The following is a 17,047-nucleotide window of genomic DNA, read 5'->3' as shown; positions in this document are numbered from 1 at the left end:
AAATGCTTCGCACCTATCTCGCCAGTATCCTGCGCCCGTCCAACCTGCTGATCCTCGCGCTGCTGGTCTTCCTGGCCGTGCTGTTCTGGCTGTTCGGCGGCCAGGTCAGCGTCGGCGGCGTCACCCCGTTTGCTGCCACGCCGATCCGCGTCTTTATCGCCATCGGCACTGTCTCGCTGTTTTTCGTTGTCAGCTTCCTGCGCTATTTCCTGGCCCGGCGCGCCAATGCCCGGCTGATCAATTCGATGCTGGCCAATGACGAACTCGTCTCCATGGGCAGCGACCTGTCCTCCGACGAAATCGAACTGATCCGCGAGCGATTTGAGAAGGCCCTGAAGGCGCTGCGCGACGCGCCGCTCGACGGCAAGCGACGCCGCGAATATCTGTTCGACCTGCCCTGGTACATCATCATCGGTCCGCCAGGCACCGGCAAGACAACCATCCTGCAGAATTCCGGGCTCGATTTTCCGCTGGCCGAACAAGGCCATGCTGCTTTGCAGGGCATTGGCGGCACCCGCCATTGCGACTGGTGGATTTCCAATGACGCGGTGCTGATCGATACCGCCGGCCGCTACACCACCCAGGATGTCAACCAGGGCATCGACGCGGCCGCTTGGGGCGGCTTCCTGAAGATCCTCAAGGAAAACCGCCGCCGCCGTCCGGTCAACGGCGTGCTTCTGGCCATCAGCATCGCCGATGTGGCGCTGGCCAGCGAAACGGAACGCCAGCGCCATGCCGAAATTCTCCGGCAACGGCTGCGCGAATTGCATCGCAGCTTCGAGATGCGCCTGCCGGTCTATGTGCTGTTCACCAAATGCGACCTGATCGCCGGCTTCGAGGAATATTTCGACGACGCGGCCGAGGCCGAGCGCGAACAGGTCTGGGGCATCACCTTCCCGCGTGACGACGACCAGGCAACCTTTGGCGCCTCCTTCGAGGCCGGCTTCCTCGATCTGGTCGACCGGGTCGAAAAGCGTCTTCCGGCAAAACTGGCAGCTGAACGCAACAATGGCCGGCGTTGCCGCATCTACGGCTTTCCCCACGAGTTTGCCTCGCTGTCCGGCGTGCTGCGCGGCTTCGTCAGCGACGTTTTCCGGGTCAACCGTTACGAGGCGCAACCGCTGCTGCGCGGTGTCTATTTCACCTCCGGCACCCAGGAAGGCACGCCCTTCGACCGGTTGCTCGGCGCCATGGGCCGCAGCTTCGCCCTTGCTCCGAGCCATCAGCCAACGATGAGCGGTCAGGGCAAGGCTTTCTTCATCAAGAAGCTTTTGACCGACATCGTCTTTGCCGAGCAGAACATGGTCGGCCGCAACACCAAGATCGAACGCCGCATGGCAGCGGCCCGAACCGCGGCCTATGCGGGCATCGCCGCCGTCACCCTGGTCTTCTGCGGCTACTGGTTTACCGGGCTTGGGAGTTCACTCGACATCGTCAAGCGGGCCGACGCGGCCGCCGATGCGCTGAGTAACGGCATTGCCCAGGCGGGGTCAGACCGCACCCTGCAAAACATCCTGCCGATCCTCGATGCCGCCCGCGACCTGAAGACCATGGTGCAACCCGGCTGGGGATTGCCGGATATTCTGGCGATCGACGCTAGGCCCAAACTCAGCGAAGTGGCCACGATCACCTATGACGAACTGCTGGACGCCTATCTGCTGCCCTCCACCGTCGCACGCCTGCAAACCCAGATCCAGCTTCTCTCCAGTTCCGCCGATCCGAACAACCTCTTGCTGCGCGACCAGCTCGAAACCTATCTGATGCTGACCACCGGTCAGCGCTACGAGCGGACACGGGTCGAAACCGAATTCCTGCGCCAGAGCGAAGCCGCCTTCGTCATGCAGCCTGATGCCAAGCAGCGTATGGACCAGCATGCCGAGCGCCTGGTCTCCCTGCTGCCGGCCACCGCCAGCACCGACCAGCCGACCGTCCAGGCGGCCCGCACGCGGCTGAACGACATTCCGCAGGCAAGCGACATCTATGCCCGCATGGTGTCGGAGGCGCAGCGCCGTTACCAGCTGCCACCGATCAGCATCGTCAATATTCTCGGCGCCGGCGTGTTGCAGATCGATGCTGCCTCCGGCGGTAACGGTGCCATTCCCGGCCTCTATACCAAGAACGGCTTCTACCAGTTCTTCCTGCCGCGCCTGCCCGAATATATCCGCAGTTCGACCGGCACCGACTGGGTGCTCGGCGAGAACGGCATCAGCAATGACACCTATCAGGCGCTCGCCAAGGACGTCGCCACGGCCTATGTGCGCGATTACATCTCCGTGTGGCGCGATGCGATCGGCCAGGTCAGGGTGGTGGATTTCGACACGCTGAACCGCGGCCAGAACGTGCTGCGCGAACTCTCCAGCCCGCAGTCGCCATTGACCGCATTGCTGACCAAGCTGCGCGAAAATACCGAACTGCCCCTGCCGGGCTCGGAAACCAGCCCGACGCCGGGCGATACTGCTGCCCAGGCCACCGCCCCGCCGGGCGCCATCGCCGCTGTGGCCGGCGGCGTCACCGATGCGTTGGCCAAGACAGCATTGTCGACCGCCTTCGGCGACGCGCCGTGGCCAGGAACCACCATCCGCGATGCCTTCCTGCCGCTGACCGCACTGGTCGATCCGCAGAATGGCCAGGGCCTCGGCCAGGTCCAGCAATTGTTCGGCGACCTGTTCGGCACCGTTTCGGGCATTGCCACGGCGCCGAGCCCGCAAGCCGCCGCCTTCGATTTTGTCATGCAGCGGGCCAAAAGCCCGACCAATGACAGTTTCTCGCGGCTTCGCGCCGAGGCCTCGACCAAGCCGGTGCCAGTGCGCCCCATGGTCGAGTTCACCGTCAACCGCACATGGCAGATCCTGCGCAAGCTCGGCTACGACCATGTCAACCAGCGCTGGCAGCAGGAGGTCATTCCGGTCTGCGACGCCATGATGGGCAACCGCTACCCGTTTGCCCCGACGGCCGAAGACGAAGTGTCGCTGCAGGATTTCGCCGATCTGTTCAAACCGGCCGGCATTATCGACCAGTTCTTCAAGGACAACCTGTCGGCCTTCGTCACCATCAAGGGCCGGCAGATCGTGCCGCTCGATGCCCGGGGCAGCGGCATCGGACTGGCGCCGGAGGCGCTGGCCCAGTTTGCCCGCGCCCAGGTGATCCGCGACGCATTCTTCGGCGCGGCCGGCACGGCACCGGAAGCGAAATTCACCATCGAACCGGTCTACCTCGACCCGAAGGCGCTGAAATCGACCTTCAACCTCGACGGCGAAGAGCTGGTCTACCGGCACGGCCCGATCCGCGGCAAGGATTTCGTCTGGCCGAGCAAGCGCGACGCCAGCACCGCCTCGCTGCGCATCACCCTGCTGGACGGCTCTTCGCGGATTATCGATCACACCGGCAACTGGGCGGTGTTCCGCATGCTGACCGGTTCGGGATTGTCGCGCAGCGCCGGACAGGAGCAGTTCGAGTTCGGCATCGACAAGGACAAGATCCGCGGCAGCTTCCGGCTGCGGGCCGCCAGTGTCACCAATCCGTTCAACGGCGGCCTCTATTCGTCCTTCCGCTGCCCTCCCGCCCTTTGAGAGAGGTCGCCCGCTTGGACACGACAGGCTATTTCGGCAAGGTGCCGGCCGCACGCGACTTCGTCTATCATGGGCTGCCGGTGCGGCTCACCGAAGCCTGGGCGTCGATGGTGTCGCCCTGGCTTGCCGCGGCCAGATCGCAGACGGGCCAGGACTGGCCGCAGGCGGCGCTGACCTCACCGGTCTGGCGCTTCCTGCTGCCCGGCGGCGTTCCCGGTGCTGCGGACTATGGCGGCTGCGCCGGGTTGATGGCAGGCTCGATCGACGGCGCCGGCCGGGTCTTTCCCTTTGCCGTTCTGATACTGTCCGATGGTTTTTCGTCACGCCGCCCCGACGCGACGCTCGATCTCACCTTCGACCGTATCGAACCAGCCATGCTGGCCTTCATGGAAGGGCATTTCGCGGCGGCCGACTTCGCCGCAGCCCTGTTGAACGAAGGCAGGAGCCTTTCGGCTGGAGCATCGAATGAAACCTTCAAACCGGTTCTCGGCGGCGGCGAAGACGCCGCCTGCTTCATCGGCGGGCGGCCCGCCTGGAATGCCGAGGCCGCTGTCGAAAGCTACCGGCCGGGGGCCGCTTCCACCCCTTGCCTCGACGTGTCCGAAAGTTACTGGTGGCATGACGGCATGGGACCGCAACGGGGACCGGAATTCTGCGTCTTCCGCGGACCGCCGGGCGACACCGCCGCCCAACCTTTCTTCAACGCGGACTGGCGCAAGGCATGGCAGCGGCGTAACGTTATCGGTGCCTTAGAGCCGTGACGGACCCATCCATGCTCAACACACCTCCTCCGCATCCGCGCCGTGTGATCGAAGCCGAGGCCGCAACGCGGCGCGGCTATTCCCACGTCTATAACGAGGATGCTTCCCTGGTCGATATCGAGCGCGGCTTGTTCGTCGTTGCCGACGGCATGGGCGGCCATCGCGACGGGCATGTGGCCAGCAATGCGATCATTGCCGACCTTCAGCAAGCACCGATTCCGCCCCAGGACTTCGAGACCCGCATCGATCAGGCCATGCAGGCGATCGACAAAACCAATGCCGATCTGCACGCGCAAAGCCTTGCCTATCCGGAAGGCGGCATATCAGGCTCGACGGTGGTGGCATTGATCGTCGGCGGCGATTATGCCTGCTGTCTCTGGGTTGGCGATTCCAGGCTCTATCTGCTGCGCGGCCAGCGGCTCTATCTGATCTCCGAGGACCATGCCGCGGAAAACGGCGCCCTGACCCGGGCCGTGGGTTCATCGGCCAAGGTCGATATCGAGCGCCGGCTCATCGAGATCGCCGATGGCGATCTTTTCCTGCTGTGCAGCGACGGCCTGTTGAAGGGCATGAACGAAGACGACCTGATCGCCATCCTCTCCGCCAACCAGGATCACGCCGCAGACCGCTTGCTGGCAAAATCCGTCGCCGGCGGCTCGGTGGACGACATCACCCTCGTTCTCGTCTGGGTCGACCGCCATGACTGAGGCGGCCGCATCTGCCGGCACAGCTCTGGTGCCGCTTGCCGACGGGCCACCGTTCACGCCGCTGCGCTTGCTGCGCGGCCGGTTCCAGTTGATCGCCGAAATCGGCCGCGGCGGCCATTCCCGCGTCTACAAGGCCCGCGATATGGTGGCTGTCACAGCCGGTCTCGGCGATCCCTATGTGGCGCTGAAGGTGATCGCCGCGGGGCGCAATGTCGATCCCGATCTGATCGCCCTGATGCATCGCGAGGCGAGACGGCTGCGCGACATGGTCCATCCCAATATCGTCCGCGTCTACGACATGGATGCGGAAGGCCGCCTGCATTTCATGGTCATGGAACATCTGGAAGGCCAATCCCTGGCCCGTGCCCTGCGTGATGCCGAAAAGCACCGCCTCAGCATGGCGCAGGTCGATCGACTGGTCACCGATATCGCCACGGCGCTCGATTATGCCCATCGCCGCGGCATCATCCATGCCGATCTGAAACCCGGAAACGTCTTCCTGGAGACGTCAGGTCGGATCAAGCTGATCGACTTCAACATCGCCTATCCCGTCGCCCGGCCGATCAAGACCCGCGAAGAGGATACCGTCGCCATTCTCGGACGGCTCGGCGCCTTGACGCCGGTCTATGCCTCGCCGCAGCGCCTGGCCGGCGCCGAACCCGGCACCGGAGACGACGTCTTCTCGCTGGCCGTGGTGATCTACCTGGCGCTCACCGGCACACGACCGTTTGGCGCCGGTGACGCCAAGGCAGCGGCCGAGCAAAATTTGCAGCCAGTTCGCCCCGAAGGCCTGGCACCCTGGAAATGGCGCGCCCTGAAGCGGGCTCTCTCCTTCGACGACCGCGAGCGCACCTCGTCGGTCTCCGTCTTTGCGCGTGAATTCACCGGCGGCGCGCTGGCACCGATCAAGCGACTGCTGCCCGATCTTAGCCAGCGCCGCAACGGATGGCGGGACTAACCACGCCCGGCGATCGACGGGCTGAACACCATCAGGCTGAGGATTTCAAACAGCACCTGGGCGGCGGCATGGGCGGTGTTGGTCGTCGCGTCATATTGCGGCGCCACTTCCACCACGTCGCCACCGACGAAATCGATCCCCTTCAGGCCGCGCAGCAGTTCCAGCACCTCGCGGGTGGTCAGGCCGCCGACTTCCGGCGTGCCGGTGCCCGGCGCAAAGCTCGGGTCGACGCTGTCGATATCGAAGGACAGATAGGTTGGCCCGTCGCCGACGATCCGGCGTGCCTTCTCGATCACCGCCGGCATGCCGAGACCGGTAATATCTTCGGCATGGATGATCGTCATGCCGGTCTCGTAGCTGAACTCCCAAAGATATTCCGCCGAGCCGCGAATGCCGATCTGCACGGTGCGGGTCGGGTCGAGCACGCCGTCCAGCACCGCATTGCGGAACGGACCGCCATGGTGGAACTTGGTCTGGTCGAACATGCCGCTGGTATCGCAATGGGCGTCGATATGGATCAGACCAACCGGGCGATCCCTGCCGACGGCTTTGAGAATCGGGTGGCTGATCGAATGGTCGCCGCCGACCGACAGCGGCACCACGCCGGCCCCAACGATCTGGCCGATGCGCCTTTCGATATCGTCATGGCTCTGTTCGAGCCTGTAGCGGCTGGCAAACGGAACATCGCCGATATCCGCCACCCGCAACTCCTGCACCGGCGCGCATTCCAGCACATGGTTATAGGGGCCGATGCGCTCGATGGTGCGCAGCGCCCGCGGCCCGAACCGCGAGCCCGGACGGTTGGTGACGCCGAGATCCATCGGCACGCCGACGATCGCCACCTGCAGATTGCCGAAATCGGGCTGATCCGCATCGACCGGCATATAGGGCGCCGACAGGAAGGTCGGAATGCCGGAATAGGGCGCCAGCCGCGTGCCGCTCTTGTTGAAGATCTTTTCCGCGACCTTCCTGAACGTCGGGTCGAACATCTCGCCGCCCTTGTTGTCGAGATATTTGGCGCGGATCGCCTCCAGTCTGCCCTTGTCCCAAACCATGGCGGTGTTTCCCTCGTCTTCCGTTGTCATCACACGACGGCCGACATGCGGTCGACAGCCTCACCTAAGGGAAGAGCCTAACGCAAAGTCAGGCCCTTTCAAGCGCTGTTGCGCGGATCGAAGCCCAGCAGCCGTTCCGGCAGGCGGGCAATCGTCTCGACATCGGCATTGGCAAAGGCCAGCCGCAGGTAATGATCCTGTCCCGGCCCGAAATAGCTGCCCGGCACGCAGAGCACACCCGCTTGCCTGGCCAGCGCCTCGGCGACGACGGCGGAGGGAAGGTCCCCGAACGGGTGACGGGCAAAGGCGAAATAGGCGCCGAGCGAATCGAGCCGCCAATCGGGCAGGCTTTTAAACGCCGCCCGCAAGGCATCGGCACGCTTGAGGATTTCCAGGCGGTTGGCTTCGCGCCAATTCCCCAGCGCCGGGATTGCCTTGGCAAGGGCGGCCTGCGGTGCGCGCGGCGGGCAGATCTGCAGATTATCCATAACCTTCAGCACCTGCGCCACGACCTCAGGGCCGGCCGTGATGGTCGCCATGCGGTGGCCCGGAATGCAGAAGGATTTGGAAAAACTGTAGAGCTGGATGAGGCCACTCTGCCAGTCCGGCTGGTCAAACAGGTCATGCGGCGTGACGCTCGCGTCGATCAGGAAGTCGCGATAGGTCTCGTCGAGCACCAGCCAGGTGCCGGCCTCGCGGCACAGGCGATAGAGTTCGCGCAGAACATCGGCCGGATAGATGGCACCGGTCGGGTTGTTCGGCGTGATGATCACCAGCGCCTTGACGCCGGAGGACAGCGCCGCCTTCACCGATGCCATGTCCGGCAGAAAGCCCTGCTCGGGGTCGCAGGCAACTGGCACCGTCTCGATGCCGAGCATGGCAAGCGTCGTGTCATGGTTGAAATAGAAGGGACAGGGCAGCGCGATCCGGTCGCCATGACCGGCCAGCGCCATGGCCACGCACATGAAGCCCTGGTTGGCCCCGGCGGTAATGTGCACATTGTCCGGCTCGAACGGAGCGCCATAGACCGATGTCATATGCTCGGCATAGGCTTGCCTCAGCGCCGGCTCTCCCTCGATCGGTCCATAGCCGGAATAGGCGGTTGACCCGGCCGCCGCCGCCAGCCAGGCCAGCATGTCGGAATGCGGCGGATAGCCGGGCGCTGCCTGCGACAGGTCGATCAGCGGACCGGCCCCGCCCTGATAGGCGCGGCCCCAGGCAAAGACCGAAGGGATCGGAGGAGCGGAGAGATCGCCGACCAGAGGATTGAAGGCCGGGGCTTTAGTCGAAGGCAAGGGCATGAATGGAGAATCCTGAAAATCGATGGCCAAGCCTATATCCCGAACCTGCCGCATCGCAATGGCCGCGCCGAACACCGGCAGCGGAATTCGACAGACAGCCTGGATTGCGTCCATCGCTGCACCGCGTCATGATCGTGCCGGCCATCAAACAGACGCGCCTTCAAAAAGAGTAAAAGCCGACCCCATGCAGATCCGGGCCCTGATGTATTTCGACGAACTGGCACGCACCCTGTCGATGCGGGCCGCGGCTGAAAACCTCAATGTCGCCGCCACCGCCGTCAGCCGGCAGATCGACAATCTCGAACACCATTTCGGCACGGCGCTGGTCGAGCGCTCAAGCCGCGGCATTCGCCTGACGGCGGCCGGCGAGCTTCTGGCGGCCCGGGCCGGCAAGACGCTGCGCGAACTCGACCATGTGCAGCAGCTGATCGAGGATCTGGAAGGCCTGCAGCGCGGCAGGGTCAGCGTCTATGCCAGCGGCGCGACAGTCGCCAACCTGCTGGCACCGGCGCTGGCCAAATTCAGCCTGCGCTATCCAAAGATCCGCTTCGAAGTCACGATTTCCAGCGCCCGCCAAGCCATGGAAGCGCTGGCCAGCGCCGAAGCCGATATCGCGGTCACGCTGTTTTCCTCGCCGGAACCAGGTACCAAGGTCCGCATCCGCAAGCAGATCGCCTATGACGTGATCGCCGCGGCCGATCATCCGCTGGCCGGCCAGACGGAAGTGACCGTCGCCGATCTGGCACGCCATGCGCTGGCCGTACCGGACCGTAGTTTTGGCGCAAGGCTGGCCTTCGATGCGCTATTTTCGAATGCCGGAATAACGCTCGATCCGGTCTTTGTCACGAGTTCGCTGGAAATGCAGAAGGAGCTGGTGTTGAGCGGCGCCGCCATCACCCTGCTGCCGGCGCTGACCGTGTGGCGCGAATGCCGATCCGGCCAGCTGGTGGCCATTCCGATGGCCGGTGGCAAGGGCGTCAAGACGCCGATCGACCTCTGCGTCGCCTCCGACCGGCAGCTGTCCTTTGCGGCTGCCAAGCTTCTCGATTATTTCGACGGCTTCATGCGCCATGACGAAATGCCGGGGGTGTAACGATTTGCGCTACACGGAGAACACAAAAACAACATTGTGTGTTCGCCCGCGAGATGCCACACTTTTTGCAGAAGCGAAGGCATCCGGCCACGGACGCGATATCGCCACCAAACAGGGGAATCTGATGACGCACGCTTTTTTGATCTCCAAGCGCGACATGCTGCGCAAGCTGGCCATCGGCCTTGCCGCCACCACAGCCATGACCCTTCCCTTTGTCGGCACGGCAATCGCGGCGGCCAAGACCACGCTGGTGCTCGGCATGACCATCGAGCCAGCCGGCCTTGACCCGACGATCGCCGCCCCCGTGGCAATCGGCCAGGTGACCTGGCAGAATATTTTCGAAGGCCTGGTGACCATCGACAGTACCGGCAAGATCCAGCCGCAGCTTGCCAAGAGCTGGGCAATTTCAGACGACGGCCTGACCTATACGTTCAAGCTGCAGAGCGGCGTCACATTCCATGACGGCGAGGTCTTTGATTCCACTGTTGCCAAGGCCTCGCTGGAGCGCGCCCGCGGCGCCGACAGCGTCAATCCGCAAAAGCGCTTCTTTGCCGCCATCGACACGATCGAAACGCCCGATGCCGAGACGCTGATACTGAAGCTGAAGACCCGCAACGGCAGCCTGCTCTACTGGCTCGGCTGGCCCTCCTCTTCGATCGTCGGCACCAAGAGCGCGGCCGACGCCAAGACCACGCCGATCGGCACCGGCCCGTTCAAATTCGTCAGCTGGGCCAAGGGCGACCGCGTCGAACTGGCCGCCAATCCCGACTACTGGAACAAGGAGGTTGCGGTCAAACTCGAGAAGGTCACCTTCCGCTTCATTTCCGACCCGCAGGCCCAGTCGGCCGCCCTGAAATCCGGCGATGTCGATGCCTTTCCCGAATTCGGCGCGCCGGAACTGGTCGAGACCTTCAAGGACGATCCGCGTCTGGCAACCGTCATCGGCAACACCGAGCTGAAGGTCGTGGCCGGCATGAACAACGAGCGCAAGCCGTTCAGCGACAAGCGGGTGCGCCAGGCGCTGATGATGGCGCTCGATCGTCCGACCATCGTCGACGGTGCCTGGTCCGGCTATGGCACGCCGATCGGCAGCCATTACACGCCGAACGACCGCGGTTTCGTCGACATGACCGGCACCTATGCATATGATCCGGAAAAGGCAAAAGCCCTGCTGGCAGAAGCCGGTTACGCCGATGGCTTCACCTTTACCATCAAGACGCCGCAAATGGCCTATGCGCCGCGCAGCGCCCAGGTCATGCAGGCCATGTTTGCCGAAATCGGCGTGACGATGAACATCGAGCCGACCGAATTTCCGGCCAAATGGGTGCAGGACGTCTTCAAGGGCCGCGACTACGACATGACCATCGTCGCCCATGCCGAGCCGATGGACATCGATATCTATGACCGCGACCCCTATTATTTTAACTACAAGAACCACGCATTCAACGAAATCCTGAAAAAGATCGAGGAGACGGCGGACACATCAGAGCAGGACAAGCTCTATGGCGACGCCCAGAAAATCCTCGCCGAAGACGTGCCGGCACTCTTCCTGTTCGTCATGCCGAAACTCGGCATCTGGGACAAGAAACTGAAAGGTCTTTGGGAAAACGAACCGATCCCCTCCAACGTGCTGAGCGGGGTCTACTGGGAGGAGTGAGTGTCCGGCATCCCCCGGACCTCGGGACCTAGCATGAATAGACCTGCATCCCTGGCCTCCCCCCTCTGCCCTGCCGGGCATCTCCCCCACGCGGGGGGAGAAGACCCGCGGACATCGCTCGAATCTATTCGCCGAGCGTACGTCTGGGTTAAGCCCTCCCCCTTGTGGGGAGGGTTTGGGAGGGGATTGTTTTCATATGCGATAAACTTGGCCTTTGATGGAGAGGCGGCCGCTAGGCCAAAGGCGTGGACACCGCCGTTCACTGACACGCCCTTGTCCCCGTGCCCCTCCCCGGAACGCCTGCCATGCTAACCCTCATCCTTCGCCGGCTGGGCGGCCTGCTGCTGACCTTGCTGGCCGTCTCGGCGCTGATCTTCGTTGTCATGGACATCCTGCCCGGCGACCCCGCCGAAATCATGCTGGGCATGTCGGCCAGTGCCGATACGCTGGCGGCCCTTCGCGAGCAGATGGGGCTGAACGAACCGCTGGTGGTGCGCTATGTCCTCTGGCTCGGCGGCGTGCTGACCGGAGACCTCGGACAATCCTATACCTATAGCGTGCCGGTCGCCGGCCTGATCGCCGAGCGGCTCGCCGTCACCCTGCCGCTGGCGGTGATGGCCATTCTGATCTCGGTGCTGATCGCCATTCCGCTCGGTGTGCTCTCGGCGTCAAGGCGCAACAGCGCGGTCGATTACGCGGCCGGCTTCCTCTCGCAGCTGTTCATCGCCGTGCCCGGCTTCTGGGTGGCGCTACTGCTGATCCTCGCCTTTTCCATCGGTCTCGGCTGGTTGCCGGCGGGCGGATTTCCGGGCTGGCAGGCAGGCCTCTGGAGCGGCATCACGGCGCTTTTCCTGCCCGCCGTGGCGCTTGCCCTGCAGCAGGCCGGCGTGCTGACCCGGGTCACCCGCTCGGCCGTGCTGGAGGTCATGAACGAGGACTTCGTGCGCACCGCCCGCGCCAAGGGCCTGACGCGCCGCACAGCCCTCTGGCGCCATGCCGTGCCCAACGCCCTGGTGCCGGTTTTCACCATTCTCGGCCTGCAATTCACCTTCCTGATCGCCGGCGCCGTGCTGATCGAAAACGTCTTCAACCTGCCCGGCCTCGGCCGCCTCGCCTATCAGGCCCTGACCCAGCGCGACCTCATCGTCATGCAGGATGTCGTGCTGTTCTTCGCAGCGCTGGTCATCATCATGAATTTCCTGGTCGACATGTCCTATCTGGTGCTCGATCCGCGCCTGCGGAGCGGCAGCCGATGAGCACACCCGTGATCAATCCTGCAACGCCCGCGCCCCGGCCGCGCGGTGCCTCGCTGATCGTGCGCCGCCCTAATCTGCTGATCGGCGGCGCGATCATCGCCTGCCTCGTCGCCATCGCGCTCGTCTCGCTGGTCTGGACGCCGCTGCCGCCGGCCAAGATGCAGATCATCCACAAGCTGAAGCCACCGCTTGCCCACGGCCTGCTCGGCACCGACCAGTTCGGCCGCGACCTCCTGTCGATGCTGATGGTCGGCGCCTGGAATTCGCTGTCCACCTCCGCGCTTGCCGTTGCCATCGGCGCCACGATCGGCACCGTGTTGGGCGTGGCAACGGCGGCCAGACGCGGCCTGTTCGAGGCCTTCGTGATGCGCGCCAATGACGTGATCTTCGCGCTGCCGCCGATCCTGTCGGCCATGATGCTCGGTGCTTTCATGGGCACCGGACGCTTCACCGCGATCATCGCCATCGCCGTCTTCATGGTGCCGGTCTTTGCCCGCGTGACGCTGAGCGCCGCCCTGCAGATCTGGTCGCGCGACTATGTGCTAGCGGCGCGCGGCGCCGGCAAGGGGCCGCTGCTGATCACGCTCGAACATGTGCTGCCGAACATCTCCAACCAGATCATCGTGCAGGTGACAATCCAGCTCGGCTTGGCCATCCTGACGGAGGCGGGCTTAAGCTTTCTCGGCCTCGGCTTGGCCCCACCGGCCCCCACCTGGGGCCGCATGCTGGCCGATGCCCAGACCTATCTGGCAACCGCGCCATGGCTCGCCATCTTGCCCGGCCTTGCCATCGCCCTGACGGTGTTCGGCTTCAACATGCTGGGCGACGGGCTGCGCGATCTGCTCGACCCGCGCGAGAAAGGGCGGTCATGAGCGACACGCCCCTGCTCCAGGTCGACAATCTCGATGTTGCGGTCCGTCTGCCGGATGGAGGATCCATGCCGATCCTCAACGATATCGGCTTGACGCTGAAGCGCGGCGAAACGCTGGGCATTGTCGGCGAATCCGGCTCGGGCAAATCGCTGCTGTCGCTCGCCATCATCGGCCTGCTGCCGCCCGTCGCAAAGGCCACCGGGCGCATCGTACTCGACGGGCAGGATCTGCTCGGTCTCGAAGACGATGCGCTCTGCCAGATCCGCGGCAACCGCATCGGCATGATTTTCCAGGAGCCGATGACGGCCCTCAACCCTGCGATGACCGTTGGCGACCAGATTGCCGAAGGGCTGGTCTGGCACCGCGGCTTGAGCTGGAGGGCGGCCCGGCGGGAGGCCGTGGCCCTACTCGACCAGGTCCGCATCCCCGATGCCGCACGCCGCGCCAAAACCTATCCCCACGAAATGTCGGGCGGCCAGCGCCAGCGCGTCGGCATTGCCATGGCGCTGGCGCTGAAGCCGGACCTGATGATCGCCGATGAACCGACCACGGCGCTCGACGTCACTGTGCAGGCCGAAGTGCTCGACATTCTCGACGACCTCACCCGCGAATATGGCATGGCGCTGATCCTGGTCAGCCACGACCTCGGCGTGATTGCCCGCATGTGCGAGCGCACCCTTGTCATGTATGCCGGCCGACGCCTGGAGGAAGGTCCCACACGGCAGGTGCTGAGCAACCCGAAAAACCCCTATACCCGAGGCCTGCTGAAGGCCGTGCCCCGCCGACAGGCCGATGGCGGGCGGCTGGCCACCATCCTCGGCACCGTGCCGGGCTTTGCCAGGCTGCCGCCCGGCTGTGTGTTTTCCGATCGCTGTCCGGACAGGATAGGCATCTGCGACGAGCGCGAACCGGGCTGGACGGCGATCGGCGATAGTAGCGGCGTGCGCTGCGTCCACGCGGAAAGTGCGGAGGGGAAGCGCCCATGAGCAACGGACACACCCGTTCCCGCGGTTACCCCCCTCTGTCACTTCGTGACATCTCCCCCTCAAGGGGGGAGATTGGCCGCCACGGCACTTGCCTCACGGCAAAGTCAATCAACAGATACCATGCTCCATGGATGATCGACGTCATGAACCGCGCATCGATCTCCCCCCGTGTGGGGGAGATGCCCGGCAGGGCAGAGGGGGGTAACCCCGCCCTCAGACCTCAAAGGCGGGCACCGCAACCGCACCGCATCGGAGCCACCCGATGACCCAGCCCCCCCTCATCGACATCCGCTCGCTGACCCGCGACTATGCCAGCCATTCACTGTTTGCCGCCCCGCACAGCACGCGGGCGCTGGACGAGTTGTCGCTGACCGTCGAGGCCGGCACGATCTTCGGCATCGTCGGGGAATCGGGCTGCGGCAAATCCACTCTCGCCCGGCTGGTGATGGCGCTGGACAGGCCGACGGCCGGCCATGTGATCTTCGATGGTGACGACCTGTTCTCGCTGTCGCCGCGCGACCTGATCGCCAAGCGCGCCCATTTCCAAATGGTGTTCCAGGATCCGTTCGGCTCGCTCGATCCGCGCCAGACGGTCGGCCGCATCATCGCCGAACCGCTGCACGTCCTGCCGAAAAAACTAAGCAAGGCAGAAACGCGGGAAAAGGTCGCCGACATGCTGGAGAGCGTCGGCCTGACGGCGGCCCATGCCGAACGCCATCCGCACGAATTCTCCGGCGGCCAGCGCCAGCGCATCGCCATCGCCCGGGCGCTGATTACCGAGCCGAAACTGGTCGTGGCCGACGAAGCGGTCTCGGCGCTCGATCTGTCGGTGCAGGCGCAGGTGCTCAACCTGCTGATGGACCTGCGCGAAAAACGCGGCGTCACCTTCCTGTTCATCACCCACAATCTGGCGGTGGTCGATTGCATCGCCGACCGGGTCGGCGTGATGTATCGCGGCCGGCTGGTGGAGACAGGCCCGGCCCACGATGTCTTCGAGGCGCCATTGCATCCCTACACACACGTGCTGGCCGATGCCGAGCCGAGTATCGAGCGCTTCGGCCGACCGGCCGGCCAGCCGCGCCCGGCAGCGACCCTTAACTTCCTCACCGATTCCGGCTGCGCCTTCCGGGCCCGCTGTCCCCTGGCGGTCGAGCGCTGTGCGCTGGAACGCCCGGAGCTTCGAACCATTGTCGCCGGGCGGCAGGCAGCCTGTCACCGCGCCGAGCAGCAATGGGCTCTTTCCAAGACTGAACCGACCTCGGCCCCGGCGGGCTGACGTCATTTTTCCTCCAATGGCAGAGACATCTGACATGACCGACCCCATCGACTTGACCATCAAGGACCTGCTGCAGCATTTTCAGGCCGGAACGCTTTCGCCGTCGGAATACTGGCTTGCCGTCGAAGACCGCATCGCCGCCTTCGAGCCGAGCCTATCAGCCCTTTACGCCTACGATCCAGAAAGCGCCCGCCAGCAGGCAAAAGCCTCGAGCGAGCGCTGGTCCCGCGGCGAGCAGCAAGGGCCACTCGACGGCATTCCGGTCACGCTGAAGGAGCTGATCGCCACCAAGGGCACGCCCGTGCCGCTCGGCACCGCCGCCGTCGAACTCGTGCCGGCACTCGAGGATGCACCGATTGCGGCGCGTCTGAAGGAAGACGGCGCAGTGATCTTTGCCAAGACCACCTGCCCCGACTACGGCATGCTGTCCTCCGGCCTGTCGAGCTTCCACCCCTTGAGCCGCAATCCCTGGGACATCACCCAGAACCCTGGCGGCTCCAGCGCCGGTGCCGCCGCAGCCGGTGCTGCCGGCTACGGCCCCTTGCATATCGGCACGGATATCGGCGGTTCGGTGCGCCTGCCGGCCGGCTGGACCGGGCTGTTCGGCCTCAAGCCCAGCCATGGCCGCATCCCGGTCGATCCCTATTATGTCGGACGCTGCGCCGGCCCGATGACCAGGACCGTCGAGGATGCCGCCTGGGCGATGGCCACCCTGTCGCGTCCCGACTGGCGCGACGGCACCAGCCTTCCCCCAAATGATATCGACTGGATGGATCTGGCCATCACCGTGCGTGGCCTGAAGATCGGCGTGATGCTGGATGCCGGCTGCGGACTGGAGGCGGAACCGGAGGTGCGCGATGCCGTGCTGGCGGCCGCAAAACGCTTCGAAAAGGCCGGCGCAAAACTCGTCGATGTGGGACCGGTGATGACCCGCCAGATGCTCGACGGTCTCGACCAGTTCTGGCGCGCCAAGTTCTGGGGCGATATCGGCCCGCTCAGCGAGGAGCGCCGTGCAAAGATCCTGCCCTATATCTATGACTGGGCGAAAGGCGGCGCCGATGTCTCCGGCGTCGAGGCCGTCAAGGGCTTTGGCCAGACCATCGAGATGCGCAAGACCTGCGGCGCGCTGTTCACGCAGGTCGATGCCGTGCTGAGCCCGACCAATCCGATCGTCTCCTATCCGGCCGAATGGGCCTCGCCGACCAACGATCCGCAAAAGCCGTTCGAGCACATCGCCTTCACCGTGCCGTGGAACATGTCGGAGCAGCCGGCCGCCTCGATCAATTGCGGTTTCTCGCGCTCCGGCATGCCGATCGGCCTGCAGATCGTCGGCCCGCGCTTCGATGACATGCTGGTATTGAAGCTTGCCAAACAATTCGAGACCTGGACCGGCGGCATCAAGCAATGGCCGACGCCACCCGCCGCCTGACACCGAACAGACCGAAGAGCCAATCTTTTCATGAGCCTGCGCCCGTTTCTGGACTCAATCCGCAAACGACCTGACTCAGATTGTGAAGACAAAGGCCGATGATTACAGCACCGCTAACAAAACGGTG

Annotated in this window: 13 protein-coding genes; 11 read left to right on the top strand and 2 right to left on the bottom strand. The window is 64.4% G+C overall.

Annotated elements, in window-relative coordinates; genetic code table 11:
* Positions 1-2: 2 nt before the first annotated feature.
* From tssM to HFC70_RS08430, 4 genes are read left to right on the top strand one after another with little or no spacing between them, the layout of a single operon-like run.
* Positions 3-3,569: a type VI secretion system membrane subunit TssM gene (gene tssM, locus HFC70_RS08445; protein WP_168472784.1), complete on the top strand. Its 3,567-nt coding sequence runs from the start codon at positions 3-5 to the stop codon at positions 3,567-3,569.
* Between the two features lie 14 nt (positions 3,570-3,583).
* Positions 3,584-4,330: a type VI secretion system-associated protein TagF gene (gene tagF / locus HFC70_RS08440; protein WP_168472783.1), complete on the top strand. Its 747-nt coding sequence runs from the start codon at positions 3,584-3,586 to the stop codon at positions 4,328-4,330.
* Between the two features lie 11 nt (positions 4,331-4,341).
* Entirely contained in the window at positions 4,342-5,037 is a 696-nt protein-coding gene (locus HFC70_RS08435; RefSeq protein ID WP_168472782.1) for a PP2C family serine/threonine-protein phosphatase, read from the top strand.
* The gene (locus tag HFC70_RS08430) at positions 5,030-5,995 is read left to right on the top strand and encodes a serine/threonine-protein kinase (protein WP_168472781.1); all 966 of its coding nucleotides are present in this window, start codon (positions 5,030-5,032) and stop codon (positions 5,993-5,995) included. Before HFC70_RS08435 ends, HFC70_RS08430 begins: the two co-directional genes overlap by 8 nt.
* Here HFC70_RS08430 and speB read toward each other — a convergent pair.
* Positions 5,992-7,050 (bottom strand): agmatinase, encoded by a 1,059-nt coding sequence (speB, locus tag HFC70_RS08425; protein WP_168472780.1) that lies wholly within the window; start codon positions 7,048-7,050, stop codon positions 5,992-5,994. The two genes, HFC70_RS08430 and speB, sit on opposite strands and share 4 nt — an antisense overlap.
* A 98-nt stretch (positions 7,051-7,148) precedes the next feature.
* Positions 7,149-8,351 (bottom strand): aminotransferase, encoded by a 1,203-nt coding sequence (locus tag HFC70_RS08420; RefSeq protein WP_168472779.1) that lies wholly within the window; start codon positions 8,349-8,351, stop codon positions 7,149-7,151.
* Between the two features lie 184 nt (positions 8,352-8,535).
* On the opposite strand from HFC70_RS08420, the gene HFC70_RS08415 reads away from it, so the two are divergent.
* The 7 genes from HFC70_RS08415 to HFC70_RS08385 all read left to right on the top strand — a co-directional run bounded on the left by HFC70_RS08415 (position 8,536) and on the right by HFC70_RS08385 (position 16,920).
* Positions 8,536-9,444, top strand: a complete 909-nt coding sequence (locus HFC70_RS08415; protein ID WP_168472778.1) for a LysR family transcriptional regulator — start codon at positions 8,536-8,538, stop codon at positions 9,442-9,444.
* A 124-nt stretch (positions 9,445-9,568) separates the two neighbouring features.
* Positions 9,569-11,101 (top strand): ABC transporter substrate-binding protein, encoded by a 1,533-nt coding sequence (locus HFC70_RS08410; protein WP_168472777.1) that lies wholly within the window; start codon positions 9,569-9,571, stop codon positions 11,099-11,101.
* A 305-nt stretch (positions 11,102-11,406) separates the two neighbouring features.
* Positions 11,407-12,357 (top strand): ABC transporter permease, encoded by a 951-nt coding sequence (locus tag HFC70_RS08405; RefSeq protein ID WP_168472776.1) that lies wholly within the window; start codon positions 11,407-11,409, stop codon positions 12,355-12,357.
* Positions 12,354-13,229, top strand: a complete 876-nt coding sequence (locus tag HFC70_RS08400; RefSeq protein ID WP_168472775.1) for an ABC transporter permease — start codon at positions 12,354-12,356, stop codon at positions 13,227-13,229. The genes HFC70_RS08405 and HFC70_RS08400 overlap by 4 nt, the downstream gene beginning before the upstream one ends.
* On the top strand, positions 13,226-14,215 hold the full coding sequence (locus tag HFC70_RS08395) for an ABC transporter ATP-binding protein (protein WP_168472774.1): 990 nt from the start codon (positions 13,226-13,228) through the stop codon (positions 14,213-14,215). Before HFC70_RS08400 ends, HFC70_RS08395 begins: the two co-directional genes overlap by 4 nt.
* Before the next feature lie 262 nt (positions 14,216-14,477).
* The gene (locus HFC70_RS08390) at positions 14,478-15,491 is read left to right on the top strand and encodes an ABC transporter ATP-binding protein (protein ID WP_168472773.1); all 1,014 of its coding nucleotides are present in this window, start codon (positions 14,478-14,480) and stop codon (positions 15,489-15,491) included.
* A gap of 34 nt (positions 15,492-15,525) precedes the next feature.
* Complete coding sequence (locus HFC70_RS08385) at positions 15,526-16,920, top strand: amidase (protein ID WP_168472772.1); 1,395 nt, start codon at positions 15,526-15,528, stop codon at positions 16,918-16,920.
* Positions 16,921-17,047: the final 127 nt, after the last annotated feature.

This window comes from Agrobacterium sp. a22-2 (assembly GCF_012276985.1).
Taxonomy (GTDB): Bacteria; Pseudomonadota; Alphaproteobacteria; order Rhizobiales; family Rhizobiaceae; genus Allorhizobium.
The sequence above is the reverse complement of the archived record's forward strand: the minus strand, read 5'-3'. Positions and strand labels throughout refer to the sequence as shown.

What these genes read in the sequence shown, in the direction of transcription:
- tssM (WP_168472784.1), top strand. Translation starts at nt 3, where the DNA reads ATGCTTCGCACCTATCTCGCCAGTATCCTGCGCCCGTCCAACCTGCTG.
- HFC70_RS08435 (WP_168472782.1), top strand. Translation starts at nt 4,342, where the DNA reads ATGCTCAACACACCTCCTCCGCATCCGCGCCGTGTGATCGAAGCCGAG.
- HFC70_RS08430 (WP_168472781.1), top strand. Translation starts at nt 5,030, where the DNA reads ATGACTGAGGCGGCCGCATCTGCCGGCACAGCTCTGGTGCCGCTTGCC.
- speB (WP_168472780.1), bottom strand. Translation starts at nt 7,050, where the DNA reads ATGGTTTGGGACAAGGGCAGACTGGAGGCGATCCGCGCCAAATATCTC.
- HFC70_RS08420 (WP_168472779.1), bottom strand. Translation starts at nt 8,351, where the DNA reads ATGCCCTTGCCTTCGACTAAAGCCCCGGCCTTCAATCCTCTGGTCGGC.
- HFC70_RS08415 (WP_168472778.1), top strand. Translation starts at nt 8,536, where the DNA reads ATGCAGATCCGGGCCCTGATGTATTTCGACGAACTGGCACGCACCCTG.
- HFC70_RS08410 (WP_168472777.1), top strand. Translation starts at nt 9,569, where the DNA reads ATGACGCACGCTTTTTTGATCTCCAAGCGCGACATGCTGCGCAAGCTG.
- HFC70_RS08405 (WP_168472776.1), top strand. Translation starts at nt 11,407, where the DNA reads ATGCTAACCCTCATCCTTCGCCGGCTGGGCGGCCTGCTGCTGACCTTG.
- HFC70_RS08400 (WP_168472775.1), top strand. Translation starts at nt 12,354, where the DNA reads ATGAGCACACCCGTGATCAATCCTGCAACGCCCGCGCCCCGGCCGCGC.
- HFC70_RS08395 (WP_168472774.1), top strand. Translation starts at nt 13,226, where the DNA reads ATGAGCGACACGCCCCTGCTCCAGGTCGACAATCTCGATGTTGCGGTC.
- HFC70_RS08390 (WP_168472773.1), top strand. Translation starts at nt 14,478, where the DNA reads ATGACCCAGCCCCCCCTCATCGACATCCGCTCGCTGACCCGCGACTAT.
- HFC70_RS08385 (WP_168472772.1), top strand. Translation starts at nt 15,526, where the DNA reads ATGACCGACCCCATCGACTTGACCATCAAGGACCTGCTGCAGCATTTT.